This is a genomic window from Rhodovarius lipocyclicus, assembly GCF_009900765.1.
Taxonomy (GTDB): Bacteria; Pseudomonadota; Alphaproteobacteria; order Acetobacterales; family Acetobacteraceae; genus Rhodovarius; species Rhodovarius lipocyclicus.
The window spans coordinates 119,798-138,052 of record NZ_JAAABL010000006.1 but is presented as its reverse complement, the minus strand read 5'-3'; the positions used below and the strand labels follow the sequence as shown (position 1 = coordinate 138,052).

The 18,255-nt window shown below is 72.0% G+C and carries 20 protein-coding genes; 12 read left to right on the top strand and 8 right to left on the bottom strand.

Going from position 1 to position 18,255, the window contains the following annotated elements; genetic code table 11:
- From GT007_RS08490 to speE, 3 genes are all read left to right on the top strand, one after another.
- On the top strand, positions 1 to 2,328 hold a 2,328-nt coding region (locus GT007_RS08490; protein ID WP_236571564.1), incomplete at its 5' end, for a hypothetical protein.
- Positions 2,329 to 2,502: 174 nt separating this feature from the next.
- Complete coding sequence (gene speD / locus GT007_RS08485) at positions 2,503 to 2,949, top strand: adenosylmethionine decarboxylase (protein WP_160121164.1); 447 nt, start codon at positions 2,503 to 2,505, stop codon at positions 2,947 to 2,949.
- An 83-nt stretch (positions 2,950 to 3,032) separates the two neighbouring features.
- On the top strand, positions 3,033 to 3,893 hold the full coding sequence (gene speE / locus GT007_RS08480) for a polyamine aminopropyltransferase (RefSeq protein WP_160121163.1): 861 nt from the start codon (positions 3,033 to 3,035) through the stop codon (positions 3,891 to 3,893).
- Positions 3,894 to 3,913: 20 nt separating this feature from the next.
- On the opposite strand, the gene GT007_RS08475 is transcribed toward speE, so the two are convergent.
- Together GT007_RS08475 and GT007_RS08470 are read right to left on the bottom strand one after the other, a co-directional pair.
- On the bottom strand, positions 3,914 to 4,258 hold the full coding sequence (locus GT007_RS08475) for an Hpt domain-containing protein (protein ID WP_160121162.1): 345 nt from the start codon (positions 4,256 to 4,258) through the stop codon (positions 3,914 to 3,916).
- Positions 4,259 to 4,323: 65 nt separating this feature from the next.
- Positions 4,324 to 6,723 carry a hybrid sensor histidine kinase/response regulator gene (locus GT007_RS08470; RefSeq protein WP_160121161.1) on the bottom strand — a complete coding sequence of 800 codons (2,400 nt, stop codon included), beginning with the start codon at positions 6,721 to 6,723 and terminating at the stop codon, positions 4,324 to 4,326.
- Between the two features lie 196 nt (positions 6,724 to 6,919).
- Between GT007_RS08470 and GT007_RS08465 the strand changes: the two genes are divergently transcribed.
- Positions 6,920 to 7,684, top strand: coding sequence for an ABC transporter substrate-binding protein (locus tag GT007_RS08465; RefSeq protein WP_236571563.1), 765 nt, complete (start codon positions 6,920 to 6,922; stop codon positions 7,682 to 7,684).
- Between the two features lie 7 nt (positions 7,685 to 7,691).
- On the opposite strand, the gene fliP is transcribed toward GT007_RS08465, so the two are convergent.
- Genes fliP through GT007_RS08450 form a run of 3 tightly spaced genes read right to left on the bottom strand, consistent with a single transcriptional unit; the run spans position 7,692 to position 8,964 of the window.
- A complete protein-coding gene (fliP, locus tag GT007_RS08460) occupies positions 7,692 to 8,414 on the bottom strand; it encodes a flagellar type III secretion system pore protein FliP (RefSeq protein ID WP_160121159.1) in 723 nt (240 codons plus the stop codon).
- Positions 8,411 to 8,674, bottom strand: coding sequence for a hypothetical protein (locus tag GT007_RS08455; protein ID WP_160121158.1), 264 nt, complete (start codon positions 8,672 to 8,674; stop codon positions 8,411 to 8,413). The genes fliP and GT007_RS08455 overlap by 4 nt, the downstream gene beginning before the upstream one ends.
- Complete coding sequence (locus GT007_RS08450; protein WP_160121157.1) at positions 8,671 to 8,964, bottom strand: hypothetical protein; 294 nt, start codon at positions 8,962 to 8,964, stop codon at positions 8,671 to 8,673. The genes GT007_RS08455 and GT007_RS08450 overlap by 4 nt, the downstream gene beginning before the upstream one ends.
- Before the next feature lie 145 nt (positions 8,965 to 9,109).
- On the opposite strand from GT007_RS08450, the gene GT007_RS08445 reads away from it, so the two are divergent.
- The 8 genes from GT007_RS08445 (at position 9,110) to recA (ending at position 15,187) form a co-directional block, all read left to right on the top strand.
- A complete protein-coding gene (locus GT007_RS08445; protein ID WP_160121156.1) occupies positions 9,110 to 9,499 on the top strand; it encodes a flagellar basal body rod protein FlgB in 390 nt (129 codons plus the stop codon).
- Between the two features lie 18 nt (positions 9,500 to 9,517).
- A complete protein-coding gene (flgC, locus tag GT007_RS08440; RefSeq protein WP_160121155.1) occupies positions 9,518 to 9,925 on the top strand; it encodes a flagellar basal body rod protein FlgC in 408 nt (135 codons plus the stop codon).
- Complete coding sequence (gene fliE, locus GT007_RS08435; protein ID WP_160121154.1) at positions 9,925 to 10,263, top strand: flagellar hook-basal body complex protein FliE; 339 nt, start codon at positions 9,925 to 9,927, stop codon at positions 10,261 to 10,263. Before flgC ends, fliE begins: the two co-directional genes overlap by 1 nt.
- Before the next feature lie 165 nt (positions 10,264 to 10,428).
- A complete protein-coding gene (locus GT007_RS08430; protein WP_160121153.1) occupies positions 10,429 to 10,704 on the top strand; it encodes a flagellar biosynthetic protein FliQ in 276 nt (91 codons plus the stop codon).
- Complete coding sequence (locus tag GT007_RS08425) at positions 10,701 to 11,483, top strand: flagellar biosynthetic protein FliR (RefSeq protein ID WP_236571562.1); 783 nt, start codon at positions 10,701 to 10,703, stop codon at positions 11,481 to 11,483. Before GT007_RS08430 ends, GT007_RS08425 begins: the two co-directional genes overlap by 4 nt.
- A gap of 3 nt (positions 11,484 to 11,486) precedes the next feature.
- The gene (locus GT007_RS08420) at positions 11,487 to 12,569 is read left to right on the top strand and encodes an EscU/YscU/HrcU family type III secretion system export apparatus switch protein (protein ID WP_160121152.1); all 1,083 of its coding nucleotides are present in this window, start codon (positions 11,487 to 11,489) and stop codon (positions 12,567 to 12,569) included.
- A complete protein-coding gene (locus GT007_RS08415; protein ID WP_160121151.1) occupies positions 12,566 to 14,014 on the top strand; it encodes an ATP-binding protein in 1,449 nt (482 codons plus the stop codon). Before GT007_RS08420 ends, GT007_RS08415 begins: the two co-directional genes overlap by 4 nt.
- Positions 14,015 to 14,146: 132 nt before the next feature.
- The gene (recA, locus tag GT007_RS08410; protein WP_160121150.1) at positions 14,147 to 15,187 is read left to right on the top strand and encodes a recombinase RecA; all 1,041 of its coding nucleotides are present in this window, start codon (positions 14,147 to 14,149) and stop codon (positions 15,185 to 15,187) included.
- 51 nt (positions 15,188 to 15,238) lie between these two features.
- Here the strand turns inward: recA and lpxK are convergent, their stop codons facing one another.
- Genes lpxK through GT007_RS08395 form a run of 3 tightly spaced genes read right to left on the bottom strand, consistent with a single transcriptional unit; the run spans position 15,239 to position 18,233 of the window.
- Entirely contained in the window at positions 15,239 to 16,234 is a 996-nt protein-coding gene (gene lpxK / locus GT007_RS08405) for a tetraacyldisaccharide 4'-kinase (protein WP_160121149.1), read from the bottom strand.
- Entirely contained in the window at positions 16,234 to 17,532 is a 1,299-nt protein-coding gene (locus tag GT007_RS08400) for a 3-deoxy-D-manno-octulosonic acid transferase (RefSeq protein WP_160121148.1), read from the bottom strand. Before GT007_RS08400 ends, lpxK begins: the two co-directional genes overlap by 1 nt.
- On the bottom strand, positions 17,529 to 18,233 hold the full coding sequence (locus GT007_RS08395; RefSeq protein ID WP_160121147.1) for a lysophospholipid acyltransferase family protein: 705 nt from the start codon (positions 18,231 to 18,233) through the stop codon (positions 17,529 to 17,531). Before GT007_RS08395 ends, GT007_RS08400 begins: the two co-directional genes overlap by 4 nt.
- Positions 18,234 to 18,255 lie beyond the last annotated feature (22 nt).

The following is an 18,255-nucleotide window of genomic DNA, read 5'->3' as shown; positions in this document are numbered from 1 at the left end:
GCCGCCCCGCCCATGCCGCCGCCGGCACCCCCGCCGCCCCCGGCCCCGGTGGCGGCCGCCCCCGCGCCACCGCCCATCCAGCCCCCGGCGCCCCGGCGCGACTGGCTGCTGCCCTATGCCGCCGAAACCGGTGCCGCCATGCTGCGCCGAGGCGGCAGCTGGCTGGCCCTGTTCGACGCCGCCACCGAGACCCTGCCCGAATCCCTGCTGCGCGCCGGCTGGCGCTACAGCGCTATTCCCGGCGGCTCCATGCTGGCGCTGGAGGATGAGCAGCCCTGGTATCTGCGCCGCACCGGCACCCGCTGGTCTCTGGTGCAGGGCAGCCCCAGCGTGGCGCAGACCCCCATCCAGGCCCTGGCGGACGGCGCCGCGCCCGGGCTGATCGTGCTGGGGGTACGGGCGGCCAACCGCAGCCTGTCGGTGCAGGACCCGGTCTCGGGCCTGCCGCTGTTGGTGGGCACGGTGCGGCAGGATGGCGCGCAGCTGGCCCAGCCGCGCCGCTTCGTGGATGTGGGGCTGGTGGAAACCCAGCTGGGCGTGGCGCTGCTGGCCTATTCGGATGCCGTGCTGCTGCGCCCGGCCACCGACCGTTTCCTGGTGCAGGGCGATGGCAGCTACCGCCTGGCGCTGGGCGATAGCGCGCTGCTGCCGCGCGCGGGCGCCGCCCCGCCGCCGGGCATCAGCCGCAGCTTCGACTTTCCCACCGGCTCCGTGCCGGACCTGTCGCAGCGCCTGCGGGCGCAGCAGGCCGGCATCGCGCAGGCGGCGGCGCTGTCGCGCGGCGCGCCCCGGCTGGCCGCCACCGAAACCCTGCTCGCCCTGGGCCAGCCGCAGGAGGCCCAGGCCATGGCCGCCCTGGCGCAGGAGCAGGACCCGATCATCGCCGCCCAGCCGCGCGCGGCCTGGCTGCTGGGCGCGGCCGCCCTGGCCGCCGGCCGGCTGGAGGAGGCGGAGAATCTCGGCGCTGACCCGATCTCTGACGAAACCGCCCTGTGGCGCGGCCTGTTCCTGGCCATGCGCGGGGAAGCCGATGCTGCCGCCCCCCTGATCGCGCGCGGCGCGGCATTGCTGCCCTTCTACCCGGAGGCGCTGCAGCGCCGCCTGCTGCCCCGCGCGATTGAGGCCCTGGCCGGTGGCGGCCAGCCCGCCCTGGCCGAGACCCTGCTGCACCAGGCCGATGCCGAGATGCCGGGGCTGGAGCTGGGCCGCGCCATGCTGGCCGAGGGCCGGGGCGATAACGCGGCGGCGCTGGATGGCTATGACGCGCTGGTCCAGGGCCGGGACCGCCGCATGCGGGCGGAGGCGATGCGCCGCGCGGCCGAACTGCGCATCGCCACCGGCCGGATGGAACCGCTCGAAGCCGCGCGCGCGCTGGAACGCACCCTGTTCGCCTGGCGCGGCGAAGGCGAGGAGGTCTCCACCCGCCGCCGCATCGCGGAGCTGCGGCGCCGTGGCGGCGATGGCCAGGGCGCGCTGGCGCTGCTGCGGGAAACCCAGTCGCTCTACCCCGAATCCCAGGCCGTGCTGCAACAGGATATCGCCGCCGCCTTCCTGGACACGCTGCGCCAGGACAGCCCGGTGAACGCCGTGGCGCTGTACGATGCCTTCCCCGAACTGCTGCCCGCCGGCGCGCAGGGGGATGAGGCGCTGTCCCTGCTGGCGGACCGCATGGTGGCGCTGGACCTGGCGGACCGCGCGACCGGCCTGCTGCGCCAGGCGCTGGACCGCGCGCCCGAAGGGCCCCGCCGCGCCGGGCTCGGCTCCCGCCTGGCAGCCGTGCGGCTGGCGGAACGCGACGCCGCCGGCGCCCTGGCCGTGCTGAACGACACCACGGCCCCCGCGATGCCCGATCCCTTGCGGCGGGAACGCGCCCTGCTGGCCGCCCGGGCCGAGGTGCAGCGCGGCGCCGACCCGCGCGCCGCCTTCGCCCCGCTGGGCGCCGCGGGCCAGGAGGCCCTGGCCGAACACCTGACCGAGGCGCGGGATTTCGCGGGTGCCGCCGCCGCCCTGGGCCAGGTGCTGGAACGCGAGCTGGCGGGCCGTCCCGCCCCCTTGGCCTCCCCCTTGCCGCCGGCGCTGGCGCGCAAGGTGGTGCGCCACGCCGCCCTGCTGGCGCTGGCGGGCGACACGGCGGGGCTGGTCCAGGCGAGGGATGCCCACGCCCCCCTGCTGGCGGGCAGCCCCGCGGAGGGGCCGTTCCGCGTGCTGACCACCGACCCGATCCGGGGCCTGATGGACCTGCCACGGTTACAGAACGAACTGGAACTCTTCCGGGCTTTGCCCACAAGGCTGGAGGGCTTGCGGACTGCCGAGGCCTCGGCGCGCTAAGTCCCGCGTCAGGCGGGGGGCTGGCCCGCAAAAATTTTCGGCCGGAATTCGTGATTTCACTTGCGCCTTTCCCCCCCGTGCCGCATATGCCCCGCCGCTGACCTCAATCGAACCGACGGCCGCTGTGGCCGCACAGCCGAAGCAAGGTCATCTTCTGGTTGGAAAGGTGCCCACATGGACGCTCTCCCGCTGGGGATGGTCTCGGATCTGCCGAGCGAAACCCTCACCCCTGTCCACGAGTCCGAGGCGAAGGATTATTTCGTCGAGCGCAACGGCGTGCGTTATGCCGGTACGCATCTGATCATCGATCTGTGGGGGGCCACCAATCTGGATGACCCCGCGCATATCGACCGCGTGCTGCGCGATGCCGCGATCGCCACCGGGGCCACGATCCTGCACGGGCACTTCCACCACTTCTCGCCGAATGGCGGGGTGTCGGGCGTGCTGGTGCTGGCCGAGAGCCATGTGTCGATCCACAGCTGGCCGGAGCGGAACTACGCCGCGCTGGACATCTTCGTGTGCGGCGCCTGCGACCCGTACAAGACGATTCCGCACCTGAAGGACGGCTTCTCGCCGGAGCGCATCCAGCTCTCCGAGCACAAGCGCGGCCTGATGGGCTGAGGCTTCGGGCCTCACCGATTGCGGGGCCGGGCGGCAACGTCCGGCCCTTTTCGTATCTCCATGCCAGATGACAAGGTGATGACATGGCCACGGATTCCTGGGTCAACGAAACCCTCTACGCCGAATGGGGCCAGCGCTTCCTGGTGAAGCGCGAACTGGCCCGCGTGCAGTCCGACTTCCAGGACATCATGGTGTTCGAAAGCTACAGCCACGGCCGCGTCATGCTGCTGGACGGCGTGGTGCAGATCACCGAGCGCGACGAGTTCGTCTATCAGGAAATGCTGACCCATGTGCCCCTGCTGGCCCATGGCAAGGCCGAGCGCGTGCTGATCATCGGCGCGGGCGACGGTGGCGTGCTGCGCCGCGTGCTGCAGCACAAGAACGTCAAGAAGGCCGTGATGGTCGAGATCGACGGCGAAGTGATCCGCCTGGCCAAGGAATTCATGCCGGGCATCGCGGGCGATGCCTGGAACGACCCGCGCGCCGAGGTGATCGTGGGCGACGGCATCGACTATGTCCGCAAGGCGGCGGATGCGTCCTTCGACGTGATCATCGTGGACAGCACGGACCCGATCGGCGTGGGCGAGGTGCTGTTCACCGAGGAATTCTACGCGAATTCCGCCCGCATCCTGTCGGCCCAGGGGCTGATCGTGAACCAGTGCGGCGTGCCCTTCCAGCAGGCCGATGAGCTGCGTGAGACCAACATCCGCCGCGGCAAGTCCTTCGGCGACACCTGGGCCTATGTGGCCGCGGTGCCGACCTATGTCGGCGGCTTCATGACGTTGGGCTGGGCCGCGAAGGACAAGGCGCTGCGCCATGTAGACGTGGCCACCATCCGTGCCCGCGCCGAGGCGAACGGCATCGCGGGGCTGACCCGCTACTGGACGCCGGAGATCCATGTGGGCGCCTTCAACCTACCGCCCTACATCTCCGAGAACCTGTAAGCCTCTACCGGGGGGGGCTCTTAGCCCTCCCCGGCCAGGCTCCGTAGCGCCTGCTGCACGGCCTGTTCCTCCCGCACGATCGCCAGGATCGTGGTGCCGAGCCGTGGCAGGGGGGCGTGATCCGCCATCGCTTCCAGCTCCTTCGCCAGGTCATGCAGGGCCTGGGCGCCGGCATTCGCCGCAACCCCCGCGATGGCATGGGCCTGGTCGCGCAGAACCTTGCGGTCCTCCGCCTCCAGCGCCGTCAGCAACGTGCCGCGCCGCTGTTCCAGATCCGTGCGCAGCAAGCCCAGCAGCATCGGGAAATCCTTCGGCGGCATGATGGCGCGGAGCTGGGCGATCCGCTGCGGTTCCAGCGCTGGCATGTATTGTCCTCCGCTATCCGGCGTCAATTCTACCTCAGACGGTGCACACTCTACGCTGGCGGATATCAAGAAGAAGCGCGCGCACTGCGCCCCAACGCATTCAGCAGCGGCCGACTTTCCACCGGTTTGACCAGATAATCGTTCATTCCGGCCTCGATGCATTGTCGTTCATGGGATGGGCCCACCGCGGCGGTCAGCCCGATGATGCGGGCGTGCTGGTTCGGCCCCGGGGCCGCGCGGATGGCGCGGGTCGCCTCCAGCCCGTCCATCACCGGCATCTGCACATCCATCAGGATGGCGTCGAAGGGCTGTTCCTGCGCCATCCGCACCGCCGCCTGGCCGTCATCGGCGGTCAGGGCCTCGATTCCGGCGGCGGCTAGCATGCGGACCAGGACGAACTGGTTCACCTGGTTGTCGTCCACCACCAGCACCGACATGCTGGGCTGCTGGGGCGCCGTCGGGGCGGGCTCCGGCGATGGGCTGCCTTCCAGCGCCGCGTGGCGGCGCGTGTGGGCATAGCGCAGCGCCTCGCGGATGCGCTCGGGCATGGCGGGCTTCACCAGCACCGCGTCGCACAGCCCGGGCGGCAGCGCGGCGGGCACCGCCGCCGAGGTCAGGAAAATGAGGCGCAGGGCGTCGCCGTGCAGGGCGCGGATGGTCTGCGCGACCTCGGCGCCGCTCTGCCCGTCCAGCAGCCCATCGACGATGACGATGCTGAAGGGGTGCCCGGTGGCCGCCGCGCCGGCCAGCGTGGCCAGGCCGCTGGGCCCATCGGGCGCCATGTCCGGCCGCAGGCCCATGCCGCGCAGCTGGCCCACCAGCACCTCCCGGTTCACCGGCTGGTCCTCGATCACCAGCACGCGGCCGCCGCGCCAGGCTTCCGGTTCCGGTGGCGGGCCCACGGGCGGCAGGCGCCCGGCCCGGACCGTGCAGCGGAACACGCTGCCGCCCGCGGGGTTGGGTTCCGCCGTGACGGTGCCGCCCATCGCCTCCGCCAGCCGGCGGGAGATGGCGAGCCCGAGCCCCGTGCCGCCGAAGCGGCGGCTGGTCGAGGCATCGGCCTGGGTGAAGCGCTCGAACAGGCTTTCCACCCCCTCGGCGGGCAGGCCGATGCCGGTATCGGTCACGGTGATGGTCAGCAGCCAGCCGGCCCCGCCCTCCGGTGCCGCGGCGACGGCCACCCGCACGAAGCCGCTTTCGGTGAACTTGATGGCGTTGCCCACCAGGTTCAGCAGGATCTGCCGCAGCCGCCCGGCATCGCCCAGCACCTGCGCGGGCAGGCCGGGCGAGGTCTGGCCCACCAGTTCCAGGTTCTTCGAGGCCGCCTGGCCGGACAGCAGCTCGATCACGCCCGCCACCTGCTGTTCGGGCGAATAGGGCAGGCGCTCCAGCACCACCTCGCCCGCTTCCAGCTTCGAGAAATCCAGGATGTCGTTCAGCAGGTGCATCAGGTGGTCGGCGGAACTGCGGATGACGCTGGCGAAGCGGCGCTGCTCGGGCGACAGCGGCGTGTCCAGCAGTAGGCCGGACAGGCCGATCACGCCGTTCATGGGCGTTCGGATCTCATGGCTCATCAGCGCCAGGAAATCCTCCTTGGCGCGGGAGGCATTGCGGGCCCGGGCCTCGCTGCCGGCCAGGCGGCGCCCCTGGCTCAGCAGCAGCAGGAAGGCCACCAGCGCGATGACCAGCACGGCCGCCCCCGCGGTCAGGAACAGCTGGTCCTGCTCGCGCACCGATTCCAGCACCACGGCGCGGGGCTGTGCCACCTCGATCACGATGCCGCCCAGATGGGTCACGGCCAGGCTGGCGACCACGCTCTGCCCCTCGCTGTCGATGCCGGTGAAGGAGCCGCTTTCGCGCTGGGGCAGGAAATCGCGGAACGGCCAATTGCCCGGGCGCGCCTGACCGACCCCCCTGGCGCTGCCGTCCGAGCGCGCCAGCAGCGTGCCGTCGAAGCGGTAGATCCGCACCCCCACCTGGAAGGCCTCGGCCATGCGGGCGGCCACGCCGCTCATGTATTCCGGGTTCAGCAGCGCCAGCGCGAAGCCGTCCGCCTGGCCCTCCGGCCCGCTCAGCGGCATCAGCATGGGCACGCTCCAGCGCCGCCAGGCGTCGCCCTCGAGCAGCCGGCCCGGTTGCGGCGCCAGGATGGAGATGCCGCCGCCCGGGCGGGCCCGCCGTTCGGGCGGGGCCTCCCCGCGCCAGGCCGCCAGGTCGATCCGCCGTCCGCGCAATTCCGGGACCGAGGCCGCGATGACCTCCCCCTCGGCATCCAGCAGCAGCAGGGCGCGCAGCTGCGGCATCTCCCGCGCCATGGCCGAGACTTCCTCGGGCAGGCCGGCGGCCGAGGGCGGCCGCTGTGTCCCGATCCCCAGCACCAGCAGGCCCGCGGCCTCGATCGCGCGGGAGATCTGGTCGGCGATGCCGCTGGCCAGCGCCTGGGTCAGCCGGGACGCCTCCGCCATGGACCTCGACTCGCGCCGGGCCGCCTGCGTAGCATAGGTCGCGGCCAGAACGGTCGCGACCAGCCCGATGGCGGCTGCCACGATCAGGATGGCCCAGGTTTCAGGGCGTTTGGCCGCCCTGGATGCCGGTGTGGGGGAGTGAGCCATGATGTCGCTACGGATATGGCAGAGATGGTGTGCCCGCGTCAGCATCGCCGTGTGTGCGCTGGCGCTGTGCTGGCCGGCGACGGGCGGCGCCCAGCAGGTGCAGCGGCGCATGGCGGAGCGCGGGGCGCTGCGCGTGTGCATCTGGCCCGACTATTTCGCCATCAGCTATCGCAACCCCCGCAACGGCCTGCTGGAGGGGCTGGATATCGACATGGCCCAGGCGCTGGCTGATCGGCTTCATCTGCGTCTGGATTTCGTGGACACCAATTTCGCCGCCTTCATGGACCAGTTGTTGGCCGGGCAGTGTGACATCGCCGTGTTCGGTGTGGGCATCACAGAACAGCGTGCGGCGCGCGTTGCGTTTTCCGACCCCTACCTGGCCAGCCGTGTCTATGGCGTGACCACCCGCGACAATGCCCAGCTGCGCGGGTGGAGCGATATCGACCAGCCGGGCGTGGTGGTGGCGGTGGCCGCCGGCACGCTGATGGAGCCGCTGATGCGCGACACCCTGCGCCGGGCGGAGCTGATGGTGGTGCGCGCCCCCGCGACTCGTGAGGCCGAGGTGCGGGCCGGCCGGGCCGACGTGTTCATGTCGGACTACCCCTACACCCGCCGCATGGTGCTGATGCATGACTGGGCCCGGATCATCGAGCCGCCGGGGCCGTTCGGGGAGACCCGCTACGCCTATGCGGTCGCGCCGGGCGATGCGGAGTGGCTGGCGGAGGTGAACGCCTTCATCGCGCGGAGCCGCGCCGATGGCACGCTGCGCCGGGCGGCGGAGCGCCACGGGCTGCTGCCCATCCTGCTGCCCTGAGGGGCGTTCATCCGCCCGCGAAGCCCTGCACCAGGCTGCCCGCCAGCAGCCGCCAGCCATCCACCAGCACGAAGAAGATCAGCTTGAACGGCAGCGACACGGTGGTGGGCGGCACCATCATCATGCCCAGCGACATCAGCAGCGACGCCACCACCATGTCGATCACCAGGAAGGGCAGGAAGATCACGAAGCCGATCTCGAAGGCGCGCTTCAGCTCCCCGATCAGGAAGGCGGGCATCAGCACGCGATAGGGGGTCTCGGCCGGGGCGGCCACGGGCTGCTGCGCCAGGGTGAAGAACAGGTTCAGGTCGCTCTCGCGCACCTGGGCCGCCATGAAGCGGCGGAAGGGTTCGGCCGAGGCGGCCAGCCCCTCCAGTGGCGGCAGCCGGCCCTCGTTCATCGGCACCACGCCCGCGATCCAGGCGGCCTCGAACACCGGCTGCATGACGAAGAAGGTGAGGAACAGCGCGAGCCCGATCAGCACCGGGTTGGGCGGCACGCCCTGCGCGCCCAGCGCGCTGCGCAGCAGCGACAGCACGATGACGATGCGGGTGAAGGCGGTGGCCATCACCAGCAGGGACGGCGCCAGCGACAACAGCCCCACGGCCGCGGCCAGCTGCATCAACCGTGCGGCGGTGCCCGCCTGGCCCGCGCCCAGGTCCAGGTTGATGGATTGCGCCAGCGCCGGTTCGGCCAACAGCAGCAGCGGCAGGATCGGCAGCCACCTCATGGCTGGGTTTCCGGCAGCCAGCCCAGCATGGTGTCGCCACCGGGGGCGGTCATCACCACGCAATCCCGTCCGTCGATGCGCAGCATCAGCAGCCGCCGCCGCGCATCCAGCGCCAGCACGGATTGCACGGCCATGCGCCCAGGCGCGCCATGCTGCCGGGCCAGCCCGGTGCGGCGGGCGAAGCGCGCCAGCAGCACGGCCAGCCCCAGCACGGCCGCCAGCGCGCCCAGCGCCTGCACCCAGTCCAGCACGCCGTTCATGGCCCGGCGCCGGGCTCCATCCCTGGTTCGGCCCCCGGTTCGGCCCCCGGTTCGGGCAGGGATGCGGCCAGCGCCTGCACCTCCCGCATCAGGGCGAGCATGGCCGGGCGCACCGCCGCCCCCCCGCCGGGCGGCAGGCTGGACAGGGCGTGGCAGATCTCGGCGGCCTGGTGGTCCAGCCCGGTCAGGTCGATCCGCCGCCCGGCATCGACCAGGGCGCGCGCCATGGTCAGGGTGCAGCGCATCGCCTCGATGTCGCTCAACGCGGAGAGCGCGGGCATGCGGGCCATGTGTTCCGAATAGGGACGGCGGGGTGGTTTCGGCATGGGCATAATCTGCCGGGTTGTTCTTGCCAGCGCGTAAACCGGGGCGCCGCAAACCGGGCCGCCGCACCCTTTCACGGGCCGTTAGGAATTCTGCGGCAGGGTCCGCCCCATGGACATCACCGGCAATGGCCCCATCGCGCTCGCCGAACAACGCCTGCATTGGGCGGAGGGGCGGCAGCGCGTGCTGGCGCAGAACATCGCGAATGCCGACACGCCCGGCTATCGCGCCCAGGATGTGCGGCCCTTCGCGCAGGTGCTGGCCAACACCGCCTCGCCGCCGCTGAGCGTGACGCAGCCCGCGCATCTGGCCTCGGCCGGCGGCGTGCTGCGCCCGCACGCGGACCGCACGACGCAGGAGCGCACGCCGGACGGCAACACCGTCTCGCTGGACCAGCAGGCGCTGCGCATGGCCGACACCAATGGCGACCATGAGCTGGCGATGACCCTGCACCGCAAATACTTGGCGCTGTTCCGCACGGCGCTGGGCCGCACTTCGTGACCTCGGGGGAACTGAACCATGGACCTTGACCGCGCCATCGCCATTTCCGCCGCCGGCATGGCGGCGCAATCCACGCGGCTGCGCGTGGTGGCGGAAAACCTCGCCAACCGGGACAGCACCGCGACCGCCCCGGGCCAGGACCCGTACCGCCGCAAGACCGTGACCTTCGCCAACCGGCTGGACCGGGCGCTGGGCACCCCCACCGTGCAGGTGCAGCGTATCGGCCGGGCGGAGGGGGAGTTCCCCACCCGCTTCGACCCCTCCCACCCGGCGGCGGATGCCAGCGGCTATGTCCGCCTGCCCAATGTCGATTCGCTGGTCGAGACGATGGACATGCGTGAGGCCCAGCGCAGCTACAACGCCAACCTGTCGGTGCTGGAAACCACCAACGCCATGCTGTCCCGCGCGGTCGAGGCGCTGCGCTGATGGCGGTGCCGTTGCTGGCGGCGCCGCTCGCCTCGGCCGGGGCGGCCGCGGCCTATCGCGCCGTGCAGGGCGTGGCGCAGGGGCTGGCCCAGGCGGGGGGGGCTGCCGCCTCCCAGGCGCAGGGGGGCTTCGCCGCCATGCTGCAACGCGCGGCCGGCGGCATGATCGAGGCGCAGAACCAGGCCGACGCCGCCTCCAGCAACGCCATGCAGGGGCGGGGCAGCGTGACGGATGTGGTCGTCGCCGTCTCCCGCGCCGAACTCGCCTTGCAGACGGCCACCACCCTGCGTGACCGGGTGGTGAGCGCCTATCAGGACGTGATGCGCATGCCGATTTGATCTCGGCGGCTTCCAGCCGCCGAATCCTTTTTTGCCCTCAAACGCCGGGCGGCGGCATCCGCCGCCTTGGCTTCCGCCGGACTGCCGGCGGCGCCCATTCGGGCGCTTGAAATGGGGCGATGCCGCGGGCCGGAACCGGCCCAGCACCCGCAGGAGGTGGGTCGCATGATGGAGGAACCCGCGGCGCTGGCGCTGCGAGAGGCGCTGTGGATCACCGTGCAGATCGGCGGGCCGCCCTTGGCCGCGATGCTGGTGGTGGGTGTCGTCATCTCTCTGTTGCAGGCACTGACGCAGATCCAGGAGGCCACCGTCGCCTTCCTGCCCAAGGTGGCGGTGATGGGCGGCGTGCTGATGTTCCTCGGCCCCGGCATGGTGCGGCACATGCAGGGCTGGGCCACCCATCTGTTCGACCAGGTGGTGGCGCTGGGCGGGCTGCCGTGACCGAGCAGGACACCGCCCTGCTGCAAACCCTGCCCTCGCTGGCCTTGCAGGCCGCGCTGCTGTTCTGCCGCCTGGGGGCGGCCGTGATGCTGCTGCCTGGCCTGGGTGAGCAGGAGGTGCCGACCACCCTGCGCCTGGGCCTCGGCATGGCGTTGATGCTGGCGCTGCTGCCGGTGCTGGCCCCCCTGCTGCCCGCCGAGGTGGACAGCGTGCCCGACCTGCTGCGCCTGGTCGCGCTGGAGGTGGTGGTGGGCCTCTGGCTCGGCACGCTGGCGCGGCTGATGCATCTGGCGATCGCGGAGGCCGGGCAGGTGATGGGCAGCATGATCGGCCTCAGCACGCCCTTGCAGGGGGATCTGCTGCTGGGCGCGCAATCCACGGCGCTCGGGCGCATCCTGGGGCTGGCGGGCACGGCGCTGGTGCTCTCGACCGGGCTGTACCAATTGCCGCTGGCCGCGCTGGTGAACAGCTATCAGGCCTTTCCCGCCGGCGGCGCGCTGCCGGGCGGCGAGATGGCGGAGGCGGTGGCCGGCATCGCCCTGCGCAGCCTGGAGCTGGGGTTGCAACTGGCGGCCCCCTTCATCGTGGCGGCCACGCTGTTCCAGGTGGGGATCGGGCTGATCTCGCGCCTCACGCCGCATGTGCAGGTCTCGGTCATCGCGGCGCCGGCGCAGATTCTGGCCGGGATCGGCCTGCTGGCCCTGATGCTGCCGGCCATCTTGGGCCTGTGGCATGGCACCTTGCGGGAGGTGTTTTCCTCTCTGCCGGGGATGAACTGAGCCATGGCGGAGGGAGAATCGGACGACGATCCGCCCGACGACGAATCCAAAACGGAAGACCCATCCCATAAACGGATGGAGCAGGCGCGGGAGCAGGGAAACCTGCCCATCTCGCGGGAGGCGGTCTCCTTCGCCACCCTGCTGCTGACCACGGGCGCCTGCGTGATGTTCCTGCCGGGGGCCGCGCGCTCGGCGATGACGGCGATGCGGGGGCTGCTGTCCCGCAGCCATGAATGGACGCCGGAGGCCGCCTCCCGCGCCGTGCTGGGCGAATTCCTGTCCATCGCGCTGCCGATCATCGCGGCGGCGGCGGTGGGGGCGGTGGTGGCCACCATGGCGCAGTCGCGCGGGGCCATCGTGGAAAGCGCGCTGGAACCCAAGCCCGGGCGGCTGAACCCGATGGCCGCGCTGGGCCGCATGTTCGGGTCCGAGGGGCTGCTGGAATTCGGCCGCACCGTGCTGAAGCTGCTGGTGGTGGGGGGCGCCGTGGCCTGGGTGGCGTGGGACCTGACGCGGCTGGGCGCCACGCTGCACCAGAACGGCCAGGGCACGCTGGATGCCATCGGGCGCGGCGCGCGCAGCCTGGCCTTCGCCACGCTGGCGGCCTTCGGCCTGCTGGCGGGCGGCGACATCCTGCTGACGCGCCTGCGCTGGACGAAGAACCTGCGCATGACGCGGGAAGAACTGAAGAAGGAAATGAAGGAGACGGACGGCAACCCGGAGATCAAGGGCCGTCAGCGCTCCATCCAGATGGCGCAGGGGCGGCGGCGCATGATCGCCGCGGTGCAGGAAGCCACGGTGGTCGTGACCAACCCTACCCATTATGCTGTCGCGCTGGTCTATGATCCCACCAAATCCGCCGCGCCGAAGCTGGTGGCCAAGGGGGCCGATCTGATGGCCGCCCGTATCCGGGAAGTGGCCGAGGAAGCGCGCGTGCCGATCATCCAGAACCCGCCCGTGGCGCGGGCCCTGTTCAAGCTGCCGGAGGACACCGAGATCCCCGCCGAGCATTGGGGTGCCGTGGCCGAGATCATCGCCTTCGTGCTGCGCCGCAAGGGTGCGCTGCCCCAGGCCCCCGCGCCATGAAGCTGCGCGGCACGCCCCGGCGGGAAGGCGCGCTGGCCCTGCTGGCGCAACTGCCCGAGGCCGCCGCCCTGCTGGAGGCCGATGGCAGCCTGCTGGGCACCAACCCTGCCTGCCGCGCGCTGTTGGGCCCGGCCTTGCCGGCGGGGAAGGGGGCCGCCGTGCGCGGCTGGTTCCAGCCGCGCGACGGGCTGGACGCGCTGCTGCGCCAGGGGCAGGGCGAGGCGGAGCTGGCCCTGTCGGGCACCGTGCCGCCCGGCCGCCCGCTGCGGGTGGCGCTGGCGCCGCTGGGGATGGATGGGCTGTCGCTGCTGCGCCTGCTGCCGCCCGCTCCGGCCGTGGATGCCGAGCGCCTAGCCCTGCTGGGCCGCATGGCCGGCGGGGTGGCGCATGATTTCAACAACCTGCTGGGCATCGTGACCGGTGCCGCCGCCGCCGCCCGCCACGCCCGGGGGGAGGTCGCGCTGCGGGCCGAATTGCTGGCGATCGAGGAAGCCGCCGAGCGCGGGGCCGCGCTGGTGCGGCAGTTGCTCGCCTTTTCCCGCCAGCAGGTGATGGCGCCGCAGGTTCTGTCCCTGAATGCCCGTGTGGAGGCGATGGGCCGGCTGCTGCAGCGGCTGATGGGGGCGGCCATCACGCTGGAGGTGGTGCTGGACGACCCGCCGCGCCGGGTGCGGGCCGATCCCTCGCAGTTGGACCAGGTGCTGCTGAACCTGGCCGTGAACGCGCGCGACGCCATGGGGAGGCATGGCCGCATCACCATCGCCACCGGCAGCCGCCTGGTGCTGGGTGAGGGGGCGGGGCAGATCCCGCCCGGACGCTACGCCACCATCACCGTGCAGGACAGCGGCCCGGGCATTCCGCCCGCCGTGCTGGCGCATATCTTCGAGCCCTTCTTCACCACCCGGATCGAGCGCGGGGGCACCGGCCTCGGCCTAGCCACCGTGCAGGGCATCGTCGCGCAATCGGGCGGGCATATCCTGGCCGAGAGCCCGCCCGGACAGGGGGCGCGCTTCACCATCCTGCTGCCCCGCCATGAAGGCGAGGCGGACCCCGCCCCGCCCCCGGTGGCGGAGGCCGCCCCCGCCCATATCCTGCTGGTGGATGACGAGCCCGCCCTGCTGCGCCTGGGCGCCCAGGCGCTGGAACGCGCGGGCCACCGCGTGACCACCGCCGCCGATGGCCATGACGCGCTGGATCTGCTGGAGGATGGCCTGCGCCCTGAACTGCTGGTGACCGATGTGGCCATGCCCGGGCTGGATGGCGTGGATCTGGCCGGGCGGGCGGGCGGGCTGTGCCCCGGCCTGCCGGTGCTGCTGCTGTCGGGCTATGCGGCCTCCACCCTTTCGGTGGATTGGCAGGGGAAGGGCTGGGGCTTCCTGGCCAAGCCCTGGACGGTGGATTCCCTGTGTATCGCCGTGGCATCCGCGCTGGACAGGCGCGGCTGAATAGAACATAATGAGAACTGTTAAGGAGTGCCGCTAAACCACGCTTGGCCGGCGCGGGGCGGCATGTCTACAATATCGCGCGAGAAGCCTGTGCGCATTGCGCGCGCAGGTTGCAGAAAAGGGGTCTCCAGTATGGATAAGGGCAAGGCGCTGGAGGCAGCGCTCAGCCAGATCGAGCGGTCCTTCGGCAAGGGCTCGATCATGCGCATGGGCAGCAAGAGCGCGATGGAGGACATCGAGGTCATCTCCACGGGCTCGCTGGGCCTGGATATCGCGCTGGGCATCGGCGGCCTGCCCAAGGGCCGCATCGTGGAAATCTATGGCCCGGAATCCTCGGGCAAGACCACGCTGGCCCTGCACGCCATCGCCGAGGCGCAGAAGAAGGGCGGCACCTGCGCCTTCATCGACGCCGAGCACGCGCTCGACCCCGGCTATGCCCGCAAGCTGGGCGTCAATGTGGATGAGCTGCTGATCAGCCAGCCCGATGGCGGCGAGCAGGCGCTGGAAATCGCCGACACGCTGGTGCGCTCCGGCGCGATCGACGTGCTGGTGGTGGACAGCGTGGCGGCCTTGGTGCCGAAGGCCGAGCTGGAAGGCGAGATGGGCGACAGCCATGTGGGCCTGCACGCTCGCCTGATGTCCCAGGCGCTGCGCAAGCTGACCGGCACGGTCAGCCGCTCCAACTGCCTGCTGGTCTTCCTGAACCAGATCCGCCTGAAGATCGGCGTGATGTTCGGCAACCCGGAAACCACCACGGGCGGCAACGCGCTGAAGTTCTATGCCTCGGTCCGGCTGGAGATCCGCCGCACCGGCTCCATCAAGGAACGCGAGGAGGTGGTGGGCAACACCACCCGCGTGAAGGTGGTGAAGAACAAGATGGCGCCCCCGTTCCGGCAGGTGGAATTCGACATCATGTACGGCGAGGGCATCAGCAAGGTGGGTGAGCTGATCGACCTGGGCGTGAAGGCCGGCGTGGTGGAGAAATCCGGCGCCTGGTTCAGCGCCGAAAGCCAGCGCATCGGCCAGGGGCGCGAGAACGCGAAGCAGTTCCTGCGCGACAACCCGGCCCTGGCGAACACGCTGGAAGGCAAGATCCGCGGCCAGTCCGGCGTGGTGGCGAATGCCATGATGACCGCGCCCGAAAGCGAAGGCGCCGAGGCCAGCGAGGCCTGACCGGAGGCCGTTCCCGGCGCCTTGCCCGACGGGGCAGGGCGCCATCCCTGGCTATCGCGCCAGTTCCACCTGCGGCACCACGCCCATGGCCTGTTCCAGCAGCGCGTCGATCTGCCGCGGCTCCGACCATTCCAGCCTGATCGTCACCACCGTCACCGCCGCCCGGAATTTCTGCGGGATGCGCACGAAATCCTTGCGGGTGGTCACCGGGGTGGCGCGCAGGGCGGTGGCTTCCTTCAGTAGGGTTTCCATATCCCCGTCGTCATAGGGGTAGTGGTCCGCGAAGGTGGCGCGCCCGGCCATATGGGCGCCGGATTCCTGCAGCGTGGCGAAGAATTTCCCCGGATTGGCGATGCCGCAGAAGGCGAAGACCGAACGCCCGGCCAGGGTCGCGGCCTCCGGCCCCGGCACCAGCCGCGCCTGCAGCACGGGCAGGCTGGGCGGCAGCATGGCCTGGGCGCCGGCCTCATCCGCGCCGATCAGCACGGCCGCCTGGCAGCGGGAGGCAGCGGCGGCCACCGGTTCGCGCAGCGGCCCGGCGGGGATGATGCGGCCATTGCCGAAGCCGTAGGTGCCGTCGATGGTCAGCAGCGACAGGTCCTTCACCAGGCCCGGGTTCTGCAGCCCGTCATCCATCACGATCGCCTGGGCGCCGGCGGCGATGGCGGCGCGCGCCCCGGCCTCGCGGTCGGCCGAGACCCAGGTGGGGTGCAGGGCGGCCAGGATCAGCGCCTCATCGCCCACATCGGCGGCGGAATGGGCCTCGGGGTCCACGCGGACGGGGCCCTTCAGCCGCCCGCCATAGCCCCGCAGCAGCACATGGGCGGCGGTGCCCGCCTGTTCCAGCCGGCTGGCGATGTCGGAGGCCAGGGTGGTCTTGCCCGCCCCGCCCGCGGTCGCGTTGCCGCAGCAGATGACGGGCACGGGGGCATCCCAGCCCGGCCGGGCCACGCGCCGCGCGGTCACGCCCGCGTACAGCGCGGCGATGGGGGAAAGCAGCAAGGGCGCAATGCCCCCGCCGCCGGACCAGAAACCTGGGGCGCGCATCAAGGCGTATCGGATTCCCGTTCATCTTGCGCCGGCGCGGGGTGATGACCCGCGCGCAGCCACTGCACCATGGGGCCGGCCAAACGCTCCGCGGTCCCCGCGAGGCTCTCGGCCAGGAGGCGCGCGGAATCCGTCATCCGCTTTGCCTCATCCGTATCGATTAGCACATGCCGGGCGGCGGCCGCCAGTGCGCGGGCGTCGGGCGGGTCCACCCGCAGGGCGGCGCCCGCCCGCAGCAGCTGTTCCGTGCGCTCGGCGAAGTTGAAGGTGTAGGGGCCGAACAGGATGGGGCAGCCCAGGCGGGCGGGCTCCATCGGGTTCTGCCCGCCATGCGGCACCAGGCTGCCGCCCACCAGCGCCACATCCGCCAGGCGGTAGAACAGGCCGAGCTCCCCCAGCGTGTCCGCCACATGGATGGGCCCTGGCGCCTGCCCCAGGGAGCGGCGGGTGCCCCCGGTCAGCGCCGCGATCTCCGCCCCGCGCTCCGGGTGGCGGGGCACGATGATGGTGGTCAGGCCGGGGTGGGTTTCGCGCAGCAGGGCGTGGGCCTCGGCCACGATGGCCTCCTCGCCCGGCTGGGTGCTGGCGGCCAGGAAGACCGGGCCCGGGCAGGCGGCGCGCAGGGCGGCCAGGGCGGCCGGGTCGTGGGGCAGGGGGGCGGCGCTGGCCTTCAGGTCCCCGGGCGGCAGCATGGGCGGCGCGCCCAGCGCCGCGAAACGGGCGGCGTCATCGCCGGCGCGCGGCTGGATCAGGCTGAAGCGGCCCAGCATCGCGCGCGCCAGGCCGGGGGCGAATTGCGCCCAGCGCTGGGCGGAGCGCGGGGAGATACGCGCATTCACCAGCGCCATCGGCACCCCGCGCTGGCTCAGCGCGAAGATGCGGTTGGGCCACAGGTCCGAATCCACGAACACCGCCGCGTCCGGCCGCCAGCCATCCAGGAAGCGCCGCACCCAGCGCGGCACGTCCAGCGGCGCATAGCGATGGCGCACCCGGGCGCGCAGGGCGGGGGGCAGCCGCTCCATCGCCAGCCGGGCGGAGGTGACGGTGCCCGTGGTCAGCAGGAATTGCGCCTCGGGCGCCGCGGCGGCCACGGCCTCGATCAGCGGCAGCAGGGACAGCGCCTCCCCCACGCTCGCGCCGTGCAGCCACAGCAGCGGGCCGGGGGGGCGGTCGGCGCCCAGGCCATAGCGTTCCGGCAGCCGGTCCGCTTCCTCCTTGCCGCGCCCGGCGCGCAGGCGCAGCCAGGCGGGCAGCACCGGCGCCAGGGCGCCCGCGATCAGGCGCCAGGCCAGTGTCATCCGGGCGTCAGCCCCAGGGCGCGGTCGGCGGCGTCGGTGCAGGCGTCCAGCCCGGCCTTGATCCGGGCCAGCCCCTCTTCCTCCTCACCCCGCACCAGGGTGATGGGCGCGCCCACGCTGATCACGCCGCGCCCGAAGGGCAGGGGCAGCATCATCCGGTCCCAGCTGCGCAGGCGGATGTGGCGGGTGGTGGCGGCCGCGCTCGGCATCACCGGCAGGCCGGAGGCCATGGCCAGCTGCGCCACCCCGGGCGCCGGGACACGGCGCGGCCCGCGCGGGCCGTCGGGGGTGATCGCCGCCAAGTCCCCCGCGCGCAGCAACCGCAGAAGGGTCCGCAGGCCAGAGGCACCGCCCTTGCTGCTGGATGCATACACCATGTCGAGGTCGAAGCGGGTGACGACATCGCCGATGAACCGCCCGTCCCGGTGGCGGGAGACGAGGACATGGGCGCGCCTGCCGCCCCCCAGGGCCGGCACCTCCTGCCGGGCGCGCTGCCACAGCATGGGCATCATGGGCAGGCGTTCGTGCCAGAAGCAGGCGATGGCGCCCTGGCCCGCGATCGCCAGCGGTTCCATCGCGCGCAGATGCTCGATCCCCACCAGCTGCCAGCGGGTGGTGGCATAGACCAGCGCCAGATACTGGCCGAGCAGCCACGCCCCCGCGGCCTGCACCGCCGGGTGCCGGGTCAGTCGTTTCAGCATGGTTGCACGGGCGGCATGACGC

What these genes read in the sequence shown, in the direction of transcription:
- GT007_RS08415 (WP_160121151.1), top strand. Translation starts at nt 12,566, where the DNA reads ATGAAGCTGCGCGGCACGCCCCGGCGGGAAGGCGCGCTGGCCCTGCTG.
- GT007_RS08395 (WP_160121147.1), bottom strand. Translation starts at nt 18,233, where the DNA reads ATGCTGAAACGACTGACCCGGCACCCGGCGGTGCAGGCCGCGGGGGCG.
- GT007_RS08420 (WP_160121152.1), top strand. Translation starts at nt 11,487, where the DNA reads ATGGCGGAGGGAGAATCGGACGACGATCCGCCCGACGACGAATCCAAA.
- GT007_RS08470 (WP_160121161.1), bottom strand. Translation starts at nt 6,723, where the DNA reads ATGGCGGAGGCGTCCCGGCTGACCCAGGCGCTGGCCAGCGGCATCGCC.
- GT007_RS08445 (WP_160121156.1), top strand. Translation starts at nt 9,110, where the DNA reads ATGGACATCACCGGCAATGGCCCCATCGCGCTCGCCGAACAACGCCTG.
- speE (WP_160121163.1), top strand. Translation starts at nt 3,033, where the DNA reads ATGGCCACGGATTCCTGGGTCAACGAAACCCTCTACGCCGAATGGGGC.
- GT007_RS08450 (WP_160121157.1), bottom strand. Translation starts at nt 8,964, where the DNA reads ATGGCCCGCATGCCCGCGCTCTCCGCGTTGAGCGACATCGAGGCGATG.
- lpxK (WP_160121149.1), bottom strand. Translation starts at nt 16,234, where the DNA reads ATGCGCGCCCCAGGTTTCTGGTCCGGCGGCGGGGGCATTGCGCCCTTG.
- GT007_RS08455 (WP_160121158.1), bottom strand. Translation starts at nt 8,674, where the DNA reads ATGAACGGCGTGCTGGACTGGGTGCAGGCGCTGGGCGCGCTGGCGGCC.
- fliE (WP_160121154.1), top strand. Translation starts at nt 9,925, where the DNA reads ATGGCGGTGCCGTTGCTGGCGGCGCCGCTCGCCTCGGCCGGGGCGGCC.
- speD (WP_160121164.1), top strand. Translation starts at nt 2,503, where the DNA reads ATGGACGCTCTCCCGCTGGGGATGGTCTCGGATCTGCCGAGCGAAACC.
- GT007_RS08475 (WP_160121162.1), bottom strand. Translation starts at nt 4,258, where the DNA reads ATGCCAGCGCTGGAACCGCAGCGGATCGCCCAGCTCCGCGCCATCATG.
- GT007_RS08400 (WP_160121148.1), bottom strand. Translation starts at nt 17,532, where the DNA reads ATGACACTGGCCTGGCGCCTGATCGCGGGCGCCCTGGCGCCGGTGCTG.
- recA (WP_160121150.1), top strand. Translation starts at nt 14,147, where the DNA reads ATGGATAAGGGCAAGGCGCTGGAGGCAGCGCTCAGCCAGATCGAGCGG.
- flgC (WP_160121155.1), top strand. Translation starts at nt 9,518, where the DNA reads ATGGACCTTGACCGCGCCATCGCCATTTCCGCCGCCGGCATGGCGGCG.
- fliP (WP_160121159.1), bottom strand. Translation starts at nt 8,414, where the DNA reads ATGAGGTGGCTGCCGATCCTGCCGCTGCTGCTGTTGGCCGAACCGGCG.
- GT007_RS08430 (WP_160121153.1), top strand. Translation starts at nt 10,429, where the DNA reads ATGATGGAGGAACCCGCGGCGCTGGCGCTGCGAGAGGCGCTGTGGATC.